The organism is Bacteroides xylanisolvens XB1A, assembly GCF_000210075.1.
GTDB classification, from domain to species: domain Bacteria; phylum Bacteroidota; class Bacteroidia; order Bacteroidales; family Bacteroidaceae; genus Bacteroides; species Bacteroides xylanisolvens.
The window spans coordinates 5,565,745-5,585,097 of record NC_021017.1 but is presented as its reverse complement, the minus strand read 5'-3'; the positions used below and the strand labels follow the sequence as shown (position 1 = coordinate 5,585,097).

The window sequence follows — 19,353 nt, the reverse complement described above, 5'->3', positions numbered from 1 at the left end:
TAAATTCCCATTTAACCGCTAAATTTCCATTTATTATAGGCTGACAGGTTCGTGCTTCAAACCAAATACATCGGCTACAGCTTTATAAACGATTTTTCCTTCTACAATATTCAGTCCGAGAGCCAATGCCGGATTATCTTTGCAGGCTTTTTTCCATCCCTTATTTGCTAAAGCGATCACGTAGGGGAGGGTAGCATTAGTCAGTGCAAGAGTGGAAGTATAAGGTACGGCTCCCGGGATATTAGCTACTGCATAATGAACGATTCCGTCTACAATATAGGTCGGTGCACTGTGGGTGGTTGGGTGAGAAGTCTCGAAGCATCCTCCCTGGTCAATTGCTACATCTACTAATACTGTGCCGGGTTGCATCATCGAAAGCATCTCTTTAGTAATCAGATGTGGTGCTTTATCGCCGGGAATCAATACGGAACCGACAACTAAATCAACATCCGGCAATTCTTTTCTGATTCTTAGTTCGGATGCATACAATGTCTTTACATTCTTAGGAAGTGTTTCACTCAAATAGCGCAAACGTGCCAGATTTATATCTGTGATAGTGACGTCTGCCCCCATTCCCGCAGCCATTTGCGCAGCATTGCTACCTACGATTCCGCCACCTAAAATTAATACTTTAGCCGGTTTAACACCTGGTACACCTCCCAAAAGAATACCTTTTCCACCTTGCGGCTTTTCCAAGAAACGGGCACCTTCCTGAATAGACATACGTCCGGCAACTTCGCTCATCGGAATTAATAAAGGTAGTGTATGGTCTGCTTCTTCTACAGTTTCGTAAGCCAGGCATATTGATTTGTTGGAGAGCATGGCAAGGGTTAACTCCCTGTCGGAAGCAAAATGGAAATAAGTGAATAGTAACTGTCCTTTTCTTATTAAGTTATATTCAGTGATTATCGGCTCTTTCACCTTTACGATCATCTCGGCAGTAGCGTAAATATCTTCTATTGTTGGCAGGATATGTGCGCCGACAGCTTGATATGCTTCATCCGGAAAACCGCTATTTATTCCCGCTGTATGTTGGATAAATACCCGATGCCCTTGTTTTACCACTTCAGCCACTCCCGAAGGTGTCATGCCTACACGGTTCTCATTGTTTTTGATTTCCTTTGGTACTCCGATAATCATAATGTTGCGTATTAAAGATTTAACATGTTCGAAAGTACGAAAAATCCCCTTACGTTGTTGTTCGTAAGGGGATGTTTTAGAACAGAATGTCTTCGCGTGTTGAGATGAATAAATGCGTAGAGTGGTTGTTTTATAGACATTCACTGCCCTGCTTGTTGATTTTCATGCTTTTTCCATAGAGACCCACTCGAGCTATGTTGTTATAAAAGGGTTCTGCAATATCGTACTTAAAAGGAAGTACTTCTTCATTATCTTTGTTTATGTATCCCCACTTGGACGACTGGCTTTCAATGCAAACGGCAGCTAATCCTTCAGAAAAAGAGCATCCATTATCATATTCCAGCGGAATGACAACTTCTCCTTTCTTATTAATGAATCCAACTTTGTTGTGTAGTGAGACGAGGGCTAATCCTTCCGCGAATTGCTCTATTTGATTGTAAGTCGGTGGAAGAATGTAGTTTCCTTGTCTGTCAATCAGTCCCCATAATCCATCCTGACATACTCGTGCACATTCTTGCTCAAACGAGTGAGCGGCTGCGTATTTAAACGGAATCCGTATTTGTCCGGTATGGTCGATGAATCCGTATTGAGAATTGAGTACTACCATCCCTAATCCTTCTTTAAACGAGAAAGCCCGTTCATACATTAGAGGAATGACAATGTCATATTCTTTATTAATGTATCCCCATTGGATTTTTCCTTTAACCGGTGCCAATCCTTCAGAGAAACGGCCAATGGCCGAGAAGCGCTTTTTCTTATTAGCTACCCCATAAGCTAAAAAAGAAGCGAAGAACTTTGTAATAGTGCTGCTCATTTTCTTTATTGTTTGTGTGGTAAGCGTCCGGATACCATATATATACAAGAGAAGCGTGGACGTCGTTAGTTCATTCTATTCAAGGCTCTGGTAAACCTATTGGGAAATGAACAACAGAGTCCACGCCCTTGCATATAACAAAGACGTGAACGCTTAGTTGCCATTATCTCCCCAATTAAAGAATTTACCAGATTCTGAATAGAGATAATATTCTAAACGCTTCTACGTTATTAATCGTAATAAGTCGCTACAAAGATATGGATTTTCTGTTAATCGGCAATTCTTTTGGGGATAAAGATTTAGCGATGGACGAGATGTGTAGATAAAATATAAAGTAGTTAGTGGACAGAATAAAAAAACTCCCCTTACGCTTTTGGTAAAGAGAGTTTTTATAGTTTGTTATTTAGTGATATCTATGAGAGTATAGATGGTAATATGTTATTAGTTTAATAATCCAGGATTGGCATCAATTGCATCTTGTGGAATACGCAATGTATAGCGGGAATCATCTTGTACAAGTGTGTAGGTCACATCTTCTATTTCTTTTTTGATTTCTGGTCGAGTAGTTCGGCGTAAATCAAACCAGCGATGTCCTTCAAAAGCAAGCTCACGAGCGCGTTCTTTCAGAATTTCTGTGATTAGCTTTTCTTGGCTCATCGCATTTATTTCATTCTTCTTTTGTTCATAACCTTCTGGTGTATAACGATTCTCTACTAACTTTAGAAGTCGTGAACGTGCTTCAGGCAATTTGTTTAAATGTGCAGCAGCTTCTGCTGAATTTAAATAAAACTCTCCAGTGCGGAAAGTACATTTGAATCTAGATTCACCACTTTTGATAGAAGTATAATCTCCATTTTTATTTGCTTGATAGTACTTGTTTGGGCGTAGATCTTTTCCTTCCTCATATTCTTGTAAAAATGCAGGGTATAGTAAGAGTGATCCGGCATAATCGCTATTCGGGAAAATTTCATAGGCAGTGATCATTTCTACAGATGTAAATTCATTAGGAAGTTTGTCTCCTTCATCGTTTAGGTTCACTAATGTTGATTTTCCGGCTAGTACACGTTCCGAAGATTCATAAGATTTGCCCCATTCACCCATGTATAAATATACCCGTGATTCCATAGCATCTACTGACAATGTTGAGAAACGGTATGAATATTGAACTTCCCATTCTTTTTTATTAATCAGTTTCCTTGCTGTTTCTATATCAGACAATATGGAGGTATATATTTCTTTTACAGTGTTTCGTGATGGTATTTCTTCTAAATCAGTATTGAGTTTGAGAGGAACTGCTTTGGTTTCTAATGCTCCGGCAGCTGTATAAGGTTGTCCATAAAGGTTGACCAATATAAAGTGCATATATGCTCTCATGAGGTAAGCTTCTCCAACTAATTGATTAATATCTTCTTGGCTTCCTTCTGATATTTCATCCTTTTTATCGATGATTGCGTTGGCATAATAGATATTGGTATAATAGGCCGCCCATCCAAATTGTCTCGTACTTGCATTCGGATTAACATCATTCCATTTTTCAACATCTCCTAAAGAATTTTTGGAAGTGGCATCAGACTGTAATATGGTTGCGATATCTGTTCTGATTTCGCATATTCCTCTGTCATTGAGTGCTGTATTGTAAGCTGTTGTGAATAAAGCTCTGTATTCAGCTAGCGTATTGGGAATTACTTGGCCTACTGGCTGTATGTCCAAATAACTATCACAAGAAGATAATAACAGGCTTCCTATTAATGTGAATATATAATATATTTTCTTTGTCATAATATATTTTTTAAAAGTTAAGACTTAGATTGAAGGTAATGGATTTGGGAACTGGGGTAGAGTATAGGTTGCCCATTGACTCCGGATCCATATAATTATCATAATTAGAGCTGATAACGAATAGGTTACGAGCCTCTAATCCTACAGTTGCTCCGCCGATACTTAGTTTATGCAGCCATTCGGATGGCACCCGATAAGCAAGACGAATATTTTGTAAGCGTACAAAGCTTAGTTTTTTTACCCAGATGTCCAGTGATCTGTAAATGTCATTTCGAGTACTGAACAAGTAGTAGTCAGCCGGATTGTAGTTATACGTTGCTAATGCAGGGAATTTTCCTGTTTTATTTTCTGGTGTCCATCTATCCAGTATGTCTCTATTCATATTGCGTCCTGGATCTAAGTCAGACACATTATAACTTGGAGTAGTTTTTACGTGTGCTCCAAAATTATAAGAAAAATTCAGGTTCAGTTCCCAATTGCGGTAATTGAACGTATTTAGAAAACCGCCCGTATAGGGAGCGTCTGACGTTCCGACATAGCTGTAGAAATCTCTTTGTTCTTCGCTATTCGGTCCTATTTGGTAAGTGCCAAGCCCGTCTTCATTTGATGTCATTCTAAATAATTCTTCCACAGTGACAGCTTTGCCCTCTTTATTCTCAAGATAGATTTGCCCTGTATCAGGATTTATACCTTTTGTTTTTAGGGCAAAGATTGCACCTACAGGATATCCTTCCAGACTAGGAGTCACTTGGCTTTTATCTGTAAGTACTTTTAGTACTTTATTTTGATTATATGCGAAGTTGAAAGTAGTGTACCAAGAGAAGTTTTTAGTGGTGATATTACGTGTCTGCAGATTTACTTCTACACCTTTATTTTCCATACTAGCCCAGTTTATAGACATATTAGTGAATCCATTTTCCAAAGCTAATGCTTTAGAACCAATTAAGTCTGTTCCTTTTCTATAGTAGTAATCTACACTAAGATTAATGGCTTGATTGAGTACGGAAAAATCCATTCCTAAATTGTAAGATGCTGTTTTTTCCCAGCGTAATTTACTGTTGGGAGCACTATTGATAATAATATTTTCTTCACTGTAGCCAGGTAAAATATTCACATTATCATATTTCCCGACTAGGAATGGAGAGGTTCCCTTATCAATATTTCCTTGTAAACCATAAGAAAGGCGAAGAGCTAAATTATCAATCCATTTGTATTGTCTAATGAACGATTCATTAGATAAACGCCACAAACCGCTTACCGAATAGATTGGTAAGAAACGGTATTTCTTATCTACTCCGAATAAATCAGAACCATCCATGCGCACACTTCCTCCCAATGTATAACGATTCATTAAAGTATATGAACCATTGGCAAAGAAAGAAGCAAAAGCGTTTTCCTTGTACGATTTAGTTTTTAGATTCCAATCATTGGCTTGTGCTTCATCTTTAAATATGAGATTCTGGAATGTTAGTTTCTTGGGATCATATCCGTATCCGGTTGAGGCTTGGTTGTCTACCCAGTTTTTGCGAATTTCCGAACCAGCCATTATTTGTATGTCATGTATATCCCCAAATGTGTTTTTGTATTCTCCTTGTATTTTCCATGTGAGTTGTGAGGTTGTACTATTAGTTGTTTTAAGCATGCCTCCTTCTGGTATAAGATAGGTTTGTACACCATTTTTCCAATATTTATTGGTTTCACGTATATTCCTAATATTATATGAATTTATCCCGGCATATTCTTCTTGCGACAATTGATCCCATTGCACACCAATCTGTGAATAAACTTTCCACTGATCGTTAAAACGTAGCTGAACATCAAAGATAGAATTGATGGCTGTGGTGACAGATTCTTTATTGGTGTTTGCTCGTTCTTCGAATATATTAAAGCCTTGCTTTTCATCTGTTTCACTACTTCTGACTACGTCGTAATCGTAAAGGTAGTTTCCTTGTTCGTCAAACGGAGCAAAGTAAGGGTTGGCGATACGTGAATAATATATAGGGTTAATAAGTCCGTAAGTATCAGTCATAAATGTGTTATTCTTGCGTCTGTTGGCAAAAATAGACATTCCAATTTTTAATATTTTGTTGATTTGGTAAGACGTTTTACTGGTCAGATTAAAACGACTCATGCTTACACCTGGTACATTTCCGTTTTCTTTGACATAACCAAGTGAGTTGTAATAAGTAACCTTTTCGCTACCACCGGAAATGCTAAAGTTATATTCTTGCGTGAAAGCATCTCTGAATAATATATCATTCCAGTCTGTATTGATTGTTTTCAGTTTGTTTATAGCATTTTGGGCTTCAGGTGTCAGTCCGTTCCACCCCTGTTCTTTATAGATGTCTATTAAGTTATATTGTTTCATGATAGCAGCAACTTTTCCTTTTTCAGGAAATACCGGTATCGGATCTGTTAATCCCCATAATATGTCAAACCGTGCTTCTTTTAACAATTGAAGTTCCAAATCGACTTTCTCTTCCGAGTTTAGTAAGTTGAGTCGTGAAGTATTGAGATTTGGAGTATAAGTCAATTTAGTATTGAAGTTAATAACAGGTTTTCCGGTTTTTCCTCTTTTGGTTGTTACCACAATTACGCCATTTGCAGCACGTGCACCATAGATAGCAGTAGCAGCTGCATCTTTTAATATCGTAATGCTTTCAATGTCGTTTGGACTTAAACCTGCGATAGAAGATTGTGACATATTTACGATGTCATTATCGTTATCTTTGTTGATTTCTGGAATATCAGTCCCTTCCAAAGGTATCCCATCCAATACCCACAACGGGTCTTGTGTTCCATTCAGTGAAGCCGTGCCACGAATACGAATACGTGCTGGAGCTCCCGGTGCACCGGAAGTTGTCGTTACAGCCACACCGGCGATTTGTCCCGCTAATGCCTGGTCGATACTTTTTGCAGCACCTACCATTCCATCTGTTACATCTACTTTGGCAATGGCAGCAGTCAGTTTACGACGTTCCAGTTCTTGATAACCGGTTACTACGACGTCTCCCAATGTGTGTGCAGAAGCTTGAAGTACAATACGATAAGTATCTTTTCCTGCTTGCAAAACGATGTCTTGTTCTTCAAATCCTATATAACTACAATGTAACCTAGTCACCTTTTCCGGAATGGAAATGGAGAATTTACCATCCATATCAGTGATAGTACCTAGAGAAGTCTGTGATGCTCCGGCCTTTTTTAAGTCATCTGCGTTAACATATACGGAAGCACCGATCAGAGGTTCATTATCTTCACCGGATATAACGACTCCGGTGATTGTACGATTAGCAGCGCTGGCAAAGGCCAGCGCATTTGCAAAGAGGCATATAAGAATGCACAAGTATTTTTTTCTCATTAATGTAGATAGTTAAAGTAATAAGTGGTTTTATTTGATTCCTAAAGCAGTATTAATACGCAGAATCATGTCCTCATAATGATAGCGTGCAGCAGTATCGGAAGTTCCGAGACGGTTCTGCAACAACTTCTTGATACGTAATAATTCACCGCGTTTCACAGAAATAGCATCTGAAATACGGTTGAGCTGGCTGCCATAGAAATTGAGCACACGTGGAGCCCCCATCCGCTCTTCCTGACGAAGTGCACGTTGTTCGGCAGCGTAACAGCTACAGAAAGGAGTAGCGTGGTCAAGCAAGAAATGTTCGTTGGCGATCTTCTTGTTGATTTTAACAGCTTCCGGTTCTGCAGCGGCTGTAAGTAATGCATCGAGGAAGTTTTTCTGCAAAGAACGTTCCATAACGTTAGGGATGCCACCGCGTTCGGTAACACCGAAAATATTCTTATGAAGTCCGTCCATAAGCTCCACTACTGTAAAGGCCTTCTTTCCGTTGACAGATTCATTCTCTATCATACGCATCAAACGAGTATTGCCAAGTAAATCCCAAAGGATATAGGCTTGGGCGTTCTTTAAGATTTGTGTAGGAGCATTCTCCTGTTTTCCGATGGGAGTATTGCGAAGTAGATAAGTATATTGCCCCACTTCCGTGTCAAACAGCCATTTAGGGTATGTCAAAACTTCATCCATCAGAAATTTCAGTGAAGCTTGTTGTTTCTCTTTCTCTACGAATGTGTAAGTTTTAACGCCGTCTCCTACAATTGTATTTTCAATGTAGATACCGCCAATATTGGCAAGGACATGATATAAATAGTTGTTCCATTGGTTGATTACAGCGTAGTAGAGGCGAGATGCTTCTTCATAAGTTTGTCCCTTCTCACCGGTAGTAGTCCATTGAAGAATTTGTGGAACGATACGTTTAAGATTCTCAATGCCAAGTAAAGAAGAGCGAACCGGATCATCACCTAAATCTTCGTTCTGTGCACGTGGATCTACCGCATCGCGGACGTCCTGTGCCTCACTATATTTATAAAGCCGATCAGTATGTTTGCTCAAGAAATCGAATAAAATATCTTTTTCTTCTTCCGGAGTACTCTTTCCGTACCAACGATATCCATATTCGATAGCGAACATATCGTATGGACCGATATGCGGAGAAAGAACTTTCACGCCATCTCCAGGCTGTGCGATATAATTGAATCGTGCATAATCCATGATAGATGAAGCGGTAGAGTTCATTCTGGAAGTGAATGCTTCGGAACGTAATGAATCTGTCGGGAAAGCCCATGAACCCATCATATTGTGGCGGAGTCCCAGAGAGTGGCCTACCTCATGACAGGCGACGAATCGAATGGCATCTCCCATCAAAGCATCAGGCAATTGTACATTACGTGCTTCCGGACACACTGTTCCGGTCTGGACAGTAATCCATTCACGTACCATAGAAAGCACATTGTGCCACCACATAATATCAGCTTCCAGGATTTCTCCGGAACGGGGATCTAACAGAGAAGGTCCCATTGCATTTTTCTTTTCTGAAGCAGCATAAGTCAGTACGGAGTAATTGACATCATCCATGTCTACATGCATACTGTCCGTGATTTCTTTGGCGATAATCGCATTCTTGAAACCAGCCTTTTCAAAGGCAATCTGCCAGTCCTCGATACCTTTCTTAATGTACGAACGCCATTGGTAAGGAGTTGAATTATCAATGTAGAAGACAATCGGTTTGGCAGGTTCCACCATCTGACCTTTCAGATAAGCCTCCCGATCTTCCGGTTTGGGTTCCATACGCCAGCGGGTGATATACTGTGTCTTATCCGTACGCTGCTGCGCATCACTAAAACTTAATAACGGATTCGTGAAATAACCGACCTTCTGATTGTCGAATCGTCCCATCATCGGCTTCTCGGGCAATAAGAGAATAGAAGAACTAACTTCCACCGTTACATAAACAGTAGTAGTACCTTCCGTTACCCGGGTAGTCAACTCGGAAGTTGCCACGACATTGTTTGAAAAGGATTTGATGGATAGAATACGTGATAAATTCTTGATAGCCGAAGTACCCAGATTAATATTGGTAAATACGTTATTGATACTGGTTTCCGTACCATCATAAATATCATTCACCTTGATTACTAATGCCGTAGAATCTGCATTGACTGCTTCGATCTTGAATGCGGCAATCAGCGGAGAGATAAAATTATCCTTTACCGAACGGAAGATAGCATCCGTTTGGGGGGCCAGAGGTAATGGACGTTGTTGGCGTAACATTAGTTTGCCCGTCGCTTTGTCCCATTCCATGCAAACCATCTGGTTTTCATAGTTTACTCCGCGGTTTACACCCGCATCATTAAGTTCGGTAGGAACTCGTTGCAGCTTATTGACAACTAATAAGTCACGTCCCAAAAGTGAGGTGGGAATTTCAAAATAATAATCATTCTTCTTTTGATGTACAGCAAACATCCCTTTGGTCGTTTTACTGTCTTCCACTAATTTCTCGTAGTCGCTTTTACTCTTCTCTTCTTTCTCTTCTGGTTTTTTCTTTTTCTTTTTAAACCAACTCAGATTTTCTGTAGCGGGGGTAGTTGCAAATGCCGAGAGCGCTTCTCCACTCAGCAATATACATGCAATGACCGCTGCCATTACTTTTACATACATTCTCATTGAGTTTCTAACTTTTAATTATAATTAAAAAACGGCTACAAAAGTACTAATATAAATAACATAATGACTACTAATTTGCAATGAATATAACATTAAAAAGAAATATTAACTAGTATCTACGGTCATCATTCTCCTCGGATATTTCATAGTTTAGTGGGAATAGTGTACATTTGCGGGAGTAAAAAAGTGAACGGAATGATGAGACGATATATCACTGCTTTGATGCTGGCTTGCTGCATCGGAGGGTATGGACAAGAGAAGAAGCAAGTAACCTTTGTACCTCCTTTTGACTTTCCTCTTACATTGAGTGGGAACTTTGGAGAAATCCGCTCCAATCACTTCCACGGCGGACTGGATTTTAAGACAGGCGGAGTTATCGGTAAACCCGTTCGTGCTCTCGCTGATGGCTATATTTCGCGTATTCGCGTCACGAATGGTTCGGGATATGTACTTGATGTCTGTTATCACAATGGCTATTCAACGATCAACCGCCATTTGAGTGGTTTTGTTTCTCCCATTGCCGAAAGGGTGGAGAAACTTCAATATGAAGAAGAAAGCTGGGAAGTAGAGATTGTTCCCGAACCGGGAGAATATCCGGTGAAAGGAGGTCAGCAGATCGCATGGAGCGGAAATACCGGATATTCGTTCGGTCCGCATCTTCACCTGGATGTATTTGAAACGGAATCGGGAGATTATATTGACCCTATGCCTTTCTTTCAATCGAAAATAAAAGATACGCGTGCTCCGAAAGCGGATGGCATTCTATTTTTTCCGCAACTGGGTAAAGGAGTAGTGGATGGAAAGCAAGAGAATAAAACCATCCTTCCCAATAGTGAGCGTCCGGTGGAAGCATGGGGAGTGATAGGTGTGGGGATCAAAGCATACGATTACATGGATGGAGTGAATAACCATTATGGAGTTTATTCAGTTGTGCTTACGGTAGATGGAAATGAAATATTTCGTAGCACCGTAGATCGTTTCTCGCAGGAAGAGAACCGGATGATTAATTCCTGGACTTACGGGCAATATATGAAATCTTTCATTGATCCGGGCAACACTTTGCGTCTGCTAAAAGCATCGAATGATAACCGTGGCTTGGTGACAATTGATGAGGAACGGGACTATCAGTTCTTATATACATTAAAAGATGCTTTCGGAAACACTTCCAAATATAGTTTCACCGTACGGGGTCGGAAACAGCCGATTGAACCGTTGAATCATCGGGAGAAATATTATTTTACCTGGAATAAGACTAATTATCTGCAAGAACCGGGATTGAACCTGGTTGTTCCGAAAGGAATGTTGTATGATGATGTTCCCCTCAATTATCAGGTGAAGGCGGATAGTGGTGCCGTTGCTTTTACTTATCAGCTGAATGATAAGGCGGTTCCGCTGCATGCAGCTTGTGAACTGTGTATCGGGTTGCGTAGAAAACCAATTGCCGATACGACGAAATATTATGTGGCCCGCATAACTCCCAAAGGAGGAAAGTACAGCGTAGGCGGAAAGTATGAAGACGGATACATGAAAGCATCTATCCGGGAGTTGGGAACTTACACTGTTGCCATCGATACCATCCCGCCGGAGATTATCCCTGTCAACAAGAATCAGTGGGGAAGAAACGGAAAAATTGTCTATCGTTTGAAAGATCAGGGCGCGGGAATTGCTTCCTATCGTGGAACGATTGACGGAAAGTATGCGCTTTTCGGACGTCCCAATATTGTGAAATCATACTGGGAATGTACGTTGGACCCCAAACGCGTAAAGAAGGGAGGCAAGCATACTGTTGAATTTACAGTGACCGACTATTGTGGGAATGAAACAGTGGCCCGTGAAAGCTTTATTTGGTAAATTATTAAAAGTGAATCATATATTTATTATGAAGAGAAGAATTATTCTTTGTGCCGCCGTATTGATGGCGGCTGTGGCGAACACCTTCGCCTGCACCAACCTGATTGTCGGAAAAAATGCGTCTGCCGATGGCTCGACGATTGTTTCCTATTCTGCCGACTCGTACGGCTTATTCGGAGAACTTTATCATTATCCGGCTGCTACCTATCCAAAAGGTACGATGCTGAAAGTTTATGAATGGGATACCGGCAAGTATCTGGGAGAAATAGAGCAGGCACGCCAGACTTACAATGTAGTCGGTAATATGAATGAATATCAGGTTACCATTGGTGAGACAACTTTCGGCGGACGTCCGGAATTGGCCGATTCTACAGGGATTATCGATTACGGAAGTCTGATTTATATCGGTTTGCAACGTTCGCGCACTGCCCGTGAAGCTATTAAGATCATGACCGACTTAGTGCAGCAATACGGCTACTATAGCGAAGGAGAATCCTTTACTATTGCCGATCCGAACGAAATATGGATTATGGAAATGATTGGTAAAGGTCCCGGCATCCGTGGAGCAGTTTGGGTAGCTGTACGTGTGCCCGATGATTGTATTTCGGCCCATGCCAACCAGTCACGTATCCACCAGTTTGATATGAACGACAAGGAAAACTGTATGTACTCTCCGGATGTCGTTTCTTTTGCCCGTGAGAAGGGATATTTTAATGGAGTAAACAAAGACTTTAGTTTCTCATTAGCCTATGCGCCTCTTGATTTTGGTGCCCGTCGTTTCTGTGAGGCTCGTGTGTGGAGCTATTTTAATAAGTTTACGGATAACGGAAAAGATTATCTTCCTTACATTGAGGGAAAGACCAATACGCCGATGCCTCTTTTTGTGAAACCGAAACATAAGTTATCCGTGCAAGATGTGAAAGATATGATGCGCGACCATTATGAAGGAACGCCCCTTGACATCTCCAATGATTTTGGAGCCGGACCTTATAAGACACCTTACCGTCTTTCTCCTCTGAACTTCAAGGTAGATGGCCAGGAATATTTCAACGAACGTCCGATTTCCACTCAACAAAGCGGGTTTGTATTTGTTGCACAAATGCGGGCTCATAAGCCGGACCCGATAGGCGGTGTACTTTGGTTTGGTGTGGATGATGCGAACATGGCTGTATTTACCCCGGTTTATTGTTGTGCTACTAAAGTGCCGGTATGTTATACCCGTGTAGATGGGGCCGATTATATTACTTTCTCCTGGAATTCTGCTTTCTGGATTTTCAACTGGGTATCTAATATGGTCTATCCGCGTTATGATTTGATGATCGGTGATGTACGGGAAGCGCAGAAAGAAATGGAAACTACTTTCAACAATGCACAGGAAGGCATTGAAGAAATGGCTGCCAAACTGCTGGCAAAAGATAAGAACGCAGCGGTTGACTTTCTGACAAACTATACAAATATGACCGCACAGAGCACTTTCGATACTTGGAAACAATTGGGTACATTCTTGATTGTGAAGTACAATGATGGAGTGGTGAAACGTGTTAAAGACGGTCAGTTTGAGCGTAATTCTATTGGACAACCTGCCGGAGTGATGCGTCCCGGATATCCGAAAGAATTCTTGCAGGAATATGTCAAGCAGACTGGTGACAGATATAAAGTGCCACAAGAATAGATATTAAGTATGAGATATTAGGTATTAAGTATATCGCTTTTTAATTCTTAATTCTCAAATTTCAATTAAAAGAATAGGAATTATAAACTTATTATTTTACATTTGTGTGCTCAAGAAATTGATAATAAATAATTCATTAACCAATAAATAACAATCGAAATGGAAAATCAGGAACTTATTAAACAGGTCACTGAAAAAGCCGAAAAATGGCTAACCCCGGCTTATGATGCTGAAACCCAGGCTGAAGTGAAGCGTATGTTGGAAAACGATGATAAAACCGAACTAATTGAAGCTTTCTACAAAGATCTTGAATTTGGTACTGGTGGTCTGCGTGGTATTATGGGTGTAGGTAGCAATCGTATGAATATCTATACGGTAGGTGCTGCCACTCAAGGACTTTCCAACTATCTGAAAAAGAACTTCAAAGACCTGCCGCAGATTTCTGTAGTAGTAGGTCACGATTGCCGCAACAACAGCCGTTTGTTTGCGGAGACTTCTGCTAATATTTTCTCTGCCAATGGTATCAAAGTATATCTGTTTGACGACATGCGTCCGACACCGGAAATGTCTTTCGCCATCCGTCACCTCGGTTGCCAGAGCGGTATCATTCTGACTGCTTCTCACAATCCGAAAGAATACAACGGTTACAAGGCATATTGGGACGATGGTGCACAGGTATTGGCTCCACACGATAAAGGTATCATCGACGAAGTGAATGCAATTGCTTCTGCTGCCGATATTAAATTCCAGGGAAATCCGGATTTGATTCAGATTATCGGTGAAGACATCGATAAGATTTATTTGGATATGGTGAAAACTGTTTCTATTGATCCGGCAGCTATCGCCCGTCACAAAGACATGAAGATTGTCTATACTCCGATCCACGGTACAGGTATGATGTTGATTCCTCGTGCATTGAAAATGTGGGGATTCGAAAACGTATTTACTGTGCCCGAACAGATGATTAAGGACGGTAACTTCCCGACTGTCGTATCTCCGAACCCGGAAAACGCGGAAGCTCTTTCTATGGCTGTAAACCTTGCCAAAGAAATTGATGCTGACCTCGTTATGGCTTCCGACCCGGATGCTGACCGTGTGGGTATTGCTTGCAAGGATGATAAAGGCGAATGGGTACTGATTAACGGTAATCAGACTTGTATGATGTACCTTTATTATATTCTGACACAGTACAAACAACTGGGTAAGATTAAAGGTGGCGAGTTCTGCGTGAAGACAATCGTTACAACTGAACTAATCAAGAAAATCGCAGATAAGAACAATATCGAAATGCTTGACTGCTACACCGGATTTAAATGGATTGCCCGTGAAATCCGTCTGCGTGAAGGCAAACAGAAATATATCGGTGGCGGTGAAGAAAGCTACGGATTCCTTGCCGAAGATTTCGTTCGCGATAAAGATGCCGTATCAGCTTGCTGTTTGATTGCTGAAGTTGCTGCATGGGCAAAAGATAATGGAAAATCCTTGTATCAGTTGTTGCTGGATATCTACGTAGAATACGGATTCTCTAAAGAGTTTACTGTAAACGTAGTGAAACCGGGTAAGAGTGGTGCAGAAGAAATCAAAGCTATGATGGAGAACTTCCGTGCCAATCCTCCGAAAGAATTGGGTGGCTCTAAAGTGATCTTGAGCAAAGATTATAAGACACTGAAACAGACAGATGATAAAGGTAACGTAACTGCAATCGATATGCCGGAACCATCTAACGTACTTCAATATTTCACTGAAGACGGTAGCAAAGTTTCTGTTCGTCCTTCAGGTACAGAACCGAAGATTAAGTTCTATATGGAAGTTCAGGGTGAAATGGGTTGCCGCAATTGTTATGCTTCTGCCGAATCTGCTGCAATGGAAAAGATTGAAGCAGTGAAGAAATCATTGGGTATCTGATTTTGTTTCTTCTGAAATTTCAGATATAGATAACGAAAGATAAATAAATAGCGCCTCCATGGTCTTTTCGAAGATTATGGAGGCGCTTCTTTTTCTCTATACATAGCTCTGATTCTGCCTATTTTCGGGCTTTTTCCCCAACTTGGCACAGTTCTTTCATTTCCTTTGCATTCTTTAAGTCCACTTGCTAATCCTTCTTGCCCGAATCTTGTTGTATTGACATCATCTCAATTTCAACCCGCAGGCTGCGGATACACATGTTTTGTTGATGCTTTAGAGTGATACGTTCAGTTTCATATTCGTAAGTTGTTCGTTTGTAGTTATGTGTATTTCGTGGCCTGCTTTTTTAGTCTATTTTTCAGTCAGTGCTATTTCTTTTTTTCTGTTATTTCTTCGTGCCTATCCAAGTCCATTTATGCCATATTGTTTCCAATGGTCCTTGTTTATGTTTAGACAGCCACCATTTGCAGAACCGAACCTGCGCCAGGAAAAGAATAATACCGATAATCAGGCTAAGAGTATATCCACAGTAAGGAGCAAGATAGAATCCGAATGGGAAATAGATAATGGCTCCCAAAATAGATTGAGAAATATAATTGGTCAAACTCATTTTTCCGTAGAATCGCAGATTAGATACAGTTTTCTTGAACTGATCCTTCTGATAAAGCAACACGAAAGAAGCAACAAGTACAATCGTAAATGCAAATTTCTGCCACATATCAAAGGCAGTACCTACCGTTTGCTGAATTAAACTGCTGTCACTTTGCATGATCTGTTCTTTCAGAGAATACAGTGGCGCGAAACTGATAGCTGCAATAATAAGTGCTTTCATCCAGAACTTCAAATGAGATTCGGTAGTTACGAACAATTCTTTGCGTCCGATATATAAGCCAAACAGGAAAAGTCCGGCAGTCTGCAAGAAACGTCCGGCACCGATAGCCCAAAACAAGCTTGCTTTCTGTCCTAAAGTAACATTGCCTATCAGAAAATCCCAAAAGTTTCCGGCTTTGGTGTATTCTGCTACTTCAGCATACATGGCTCCGACATTCAAATCGGGTAGGGTATAGGCAGGATTGAAAAGGCTCATTATATAATGAAACCATTCAATCGGTTGCAGTGAAAACAAGATGGCGGTGATTAGAATCGCTTTGTCACTCCATTTACGTACGATAAACAGCACAAGACTGACTACAACAAACAGAAGCAGGACATCTCCTGCCGGGAAGAAAGCGGCATTCAAAGTGGCGAATCCTGCCAGTAATATCATTCTCCATAAAAAGCGGTAACCAAAATCTTTTCCTTTCAACTGCTGGTTGTGCGACTGGATATAGAAAGTGAATCCGAAAAGCAGAGCGAATATGGCATAAGACTTTCCGGCAAGCAGTGAAAATGTCGCATTAAATACTCCGGCATCCAAAATGGTGAGCCATTCAGGAGAACTTTCCGGATATACGGGGAAAATGAAATGCTCCAGGTTATGAACCAGAAGGATGGCCATTACAGCAAATCCTCTAAGAGCATCTACTACTTCAATTCGGGGTGTTTTTGTTGATAATTCCATGGGGCTAATTTATGATTATTTTTTAGTTAGTATTCGTTTTACCCATCTATTGGCAGGCTTTTCAAAATAATAATAAGAAAGTAAGCTAAGCGCAATAGTGATGCAAAAAATGACGGGGACACTTATCATCCAATGCATGTGCCATTGATACAGAGTAGCCATTTGGGTGTATGTGAGTATAATAAATAAATGTATCAGGTAGAAACTGTAACTGATTTCTCCTCCTATCACTAAGACCCGATTGGATAGTAACCGGGATATATACCCTCTTTGTAAGGCAAAGATAAGTATCACCAAAGAAACGGGTAGCCAGTAGTAACAAGAATAGCGGTATACTTTGGGAATGTCTGCGGTACAAAAATAGAAAACAAAAAATAAAATGACTACTCCTATTTCTAATAGTGTTCCGGTGGAATAAGAAATCTTTTTGTTGAATATCGACCGATAAAACTGATAAAGTAAAACACCTACAAAAAAGTCCGGCAGGCGGGTGATTGGATTTACATACCAGTATGCTTTAATTTGTTCTTCAGCAGTCAGATGCATACCTGTCAGCATAACCAGCAGGCAGATGAAAAGAGTGATGCATAGATTCCGTTTACTATTTAAGAAAGGAATGATGAGGGGGAAACAGAAATAAAATAACTGTTCGCAGCCCAGACTCCACGAAGGACTATTGAATGAGAAAAAATAATCTGCAGAAGGGAAGAACGGTTGCAATAAAAAAGTGGAAGCGGCGAAGTGTTTTATCCAGTCTGTCGTATCGTTGTATTGAACATACCCTCCTATACATGCGGCAATTAATAGAGTAAGTAGATGGAGGGGGTAAATGCGGGCAATGCGTGCTACCCAAAAGTACGTTTGGTGGTGATCTTTTCCAATAACTTTTCTTCATAATTATAGGCAATAATGAAGCCACTAAGGATGAAGAAAAAGCTGACTCCAACAAATCCTTCTTTAAAGAAGTGTGTGTCGAAGCTCGGATCCAGAACATAACAATGTGCCCCGAATACCATCAAGGCAAATAATATTCGTAAAGAAGTTAATGTGTTAATCACGATACTTATCAGTTTTTTTGTATTCGCTGACAAAAGTACTGCTTTCTTGTGATATAAAAATTCACATAGATTAAAAAGAATCAAGATTCGGACCGTAGACGGCTAAGATGTTGGGGAGTCATGCCTAGAAAGGAGGCTATATATCCCAATTGGGCACGGTGAATGACATCTGGTTGCTCACGTAAAAGTTGTTCATAACGTTCTTTAGCCGGAAGATACAATCGGTTGATATGGTGAATATCCATGTACAACAAACATTCCTGATGAATAACACGTCCCCAGTTGGCAATTTCTATATTAGTTTCATAAATCTGATTTAAATCTTCAATGCGTATGGCATATAATTCACAATCTTCCAGTAATTCTACATATTCGTATCCCGGTTGATTATGATATAAATCTTTCATGGCAAAGGTAATATCACCTTCGCGTGAAAACCAGATCGTGATTTCTTCTCCGTCACGTAAACAATAGGACCTACAAAATCCTTTTTCAATAAAGTAGACGTGGCGGTCTAGTACTCCACCGTGTATCAGTAAATGTTTTTTAGGAAGCTCCATTTTCTTCATATAGCTGAAGAGTACTTCCAAAGAACTGTCGGATACCGGATAATACTGACGGATTCCTTTGATGATATTTTTCATGTTTGATTTATTCATTTGGATGCTCTATCCACCAATCAATCATCTTTCGGGCAAGACTAAGTTTTCTGGGAAGTTCGGGTAAATTGTCTCTTGTATAAAAGTCTCCCGAACTCAATTCTTCATCTTGGAGGTTGATTTCCCCTCCGGCATAATCAGCAATAAAGCCGACCATTAGTCCGCTGGGATAAGGCCAGGGCTGATTACCGAAATAAGTGATATTCTTTACATCCAGTCCGGTTTCTTCTTTCACTTCACGTGCTACACATTCTTCTAGCGTTTCTCCGGTTTCCAGAAATCCGGCAACGAGACTGTTGAATGTTCCTTTAAAATTGCGGGCATGCACTAAGAGTAGTGAATCTTTTTTTCTCACTAATACAAGTATCGCTGTGGAAATGGAAGGATATACTTCCCGGCCACATTTCGGACAACGCTTCATGATAGATTCTTTCTGTTCCATAGGCGTGCCGCAGGCGGAACAAAAGCGGCTGTTTCTATCCCAATGCAGAATCTCATGTGCTTTTCCTGCTGTCTGATAATGAGACAAAGGAAGATATTCATAGCAGGCACGAAGCCCTATCATGATCCATTGCTCCGATTCTTCAATGGGAGAGGAGAGGGAGAAAGCCTTGCAGTTTCTCTCTTCCAGTGTAGTGATATTGTGTACGGTTGTTTTTTCTTTAATAACAATAGGAGAGCTTTCTCCACACGGGATGGCATATATACCATCCTCTTTTTTCTCAAGAAGCAGTTGGTCTTTGTAAAAGATAAACCACCATGATTGTGCTGTCTGATTCATTTTAATTCTAATTCTTGATCTTCGCGCTGCGAAGTTATAAAAAAACTAGATTGATATTTAGACTTATCAGATAAAATACAGGGCAACTGCACCAAAATTTGATTCATAACC

The 19,353-nt window shown here is 40.5% G+C and carries 11 protein-coding genes and 1 pseudogene; 3 read left to right on the top strand and 9 right to left on the bottom strand.

All coding sequences use genetic code 11. The features are described 5' to 3' along the window. Nucleotides 1-33 precede the first annotated feature (33 nt). The 5 genes from ald to BXY_RS21915 form a co-directional block, all read right to left on the bottom strand. The gene (gene ald, locus BXY_RS21935) at nt 34-1,140 is read right to left on the bottom strand and encodes an alanine dehydrogenase (protein WP_015532982.1); all 1,107 of its coding nucleotides are present in this window, start codon (nt 1,138-1,140) and stop codon (nt 34-36) included. A gap of 130 nt (nt 1,141-1,270) precedes the next feature. Further along, nucleotides 1,271-1,954: a WG repeat-containing protein gene (locus BXY_RS21930; RefSeq protein ID WP_015532981.1), complete on the bottom strand. Its 684-nt coding sequence runs from the start codon at nt 1,952-1,954 to the stop codon at nt 1,271-1,273. A gap of 441 nt (nt 1,955-2,395) precedes the next feature. After that, the gene (locus BXY_RS21925) at nt 2,396-3,733 is read right to left on the bottom strand and encodes a RagB/SusD family nutrient uptake outer membrane protein (protein ID WP_015532980.1); all 1,338 of its coding nucleotides are present in this window, start codon (nt 3,731-3,733) and stop codon (nt 2,396-2,398) included. Between the two features lie 10 nt (nt 3,734-3,743). Beyond that, complete coding sequence (locus tag BXY_RS21920) at nt 3,744-7,091, bottom strand: SusC/RagA family TonB-linked outer membrane protein (RefSeq protein ID WP_015532979.1); 3,348 nt, start codon at nt 7,089-7,091, stop codon at nt 3,744-3,746. A 30-nt stretch (nt 7,092-7,121) separates the two neighbouring features. Beyond that, the gene (locus BXY_RS21915; protein WP_195436043.1) at nt 7,122-9,755 is read right to left on the bottom strand and encodes a zinc-dependent metalloprotease; all 2,634 of its coding nucleotides are present in this window, start codon (nt 9,753-9,755) and stop codon (nt 7,122-7,124) included. 198 nt (nt 9,756-9,953) lie between these two features. On the opposite strand from BXY_RS21915, the gene BXY_RS21910 reads away from it, so the two are divergent. From BXY_RS21910 to BXY_RS21900, 3 genes are all read left to right on the top strand, one after another. Then, nucleotides 9,954-11,606, top strand: a complete 1,653-nt coding sequence (locus BXY_RS21910) for a M23 family metallopeptidase (protein WP_008774697.1) — start codon at nt 9,954-9,956, stop codon at nt 11,604-11,606. Between the two features lie 28 nt (nt 11,607-11,634). Further along, on the top strand, nt 11,635-13,278 hold the full coding sequence (locus BXY_RS21905) for a C69 family dipeptidase (RefSeq protein WP_032849015.1): 1,644 nt from the start codon (nt 11,635-11,637) through the stop codon (nt 13,276-13,278). Between the two features lie 159 nt (nt 13,279-13,437). Further along, complete coding sequence (locus BXY_RS21900) at nt 13,438-15,183, top strand: phospho-sugar mutase (RefSeq protein ID WP_004300737.1); 1,746 nt, start codon at nt 13,438-13,440, stop codon at nt 15,181-15,183. A 385-nt stretch (nt 15,184-15,568) separates the two neighbouring features. Here BXY_RS21900 and BXY_RS21895 read toward each other — a convergent pair whose 3' ends face one another. The 4 genes and pseudogenes from BXY_RS21895 to nudC all read right to left on the bottom strand — a co-directional run bounded on the left by BXY_RS21895 (nt 15,569) and on the right by nudC (nt 19,248). Next, the gene (locus BXY_RS21895; RefSeq protein ID WP_007749594.1) at nt 15,569-16,744 is read right to left on the bottom strand and encodes a DUF418 domain-containing protein; all 1,176 of its coding nucleotides are present in this window, start codon (nt 16,742-16,744) and stop codon (nt 15,569-15,571) included. Between the two features lie 15 nt (nt 16,745-16,759). Further along, nucleotides 16,760-17,802: pseudogene (locus tag BXY_RS21890) on the bottom strand (acyltransferase family protein). A gap of 80 nt (nt 17,803-17,882) precedes the next feature. Then, nucleotides 17,883-18,446: a Crp/Fnr family transcriptional regulator gene (locus tag BXY_RS21885; protein ID WP_008644635.1), complete on the bottom strand. Its 564-nt coding sequence runs from the start codon at nt 18,444-18,446 to the stop codon at nt 17,883-17,885. A gap of 7 nt (nt 18,447-18,453) precedes the next feature. Beyond that, entirely contained in the window at nt 18,454-19,248 is a 795-nt protein-coding gene (nudC, locus tag BXY_RS21880; RefSeq protein ID WP_255344452.1) for an NAD(+) diphosphatase, read from the bottom strand. Nucleotides 19,249-19,353: the final 105 nt, after the last annotated feature.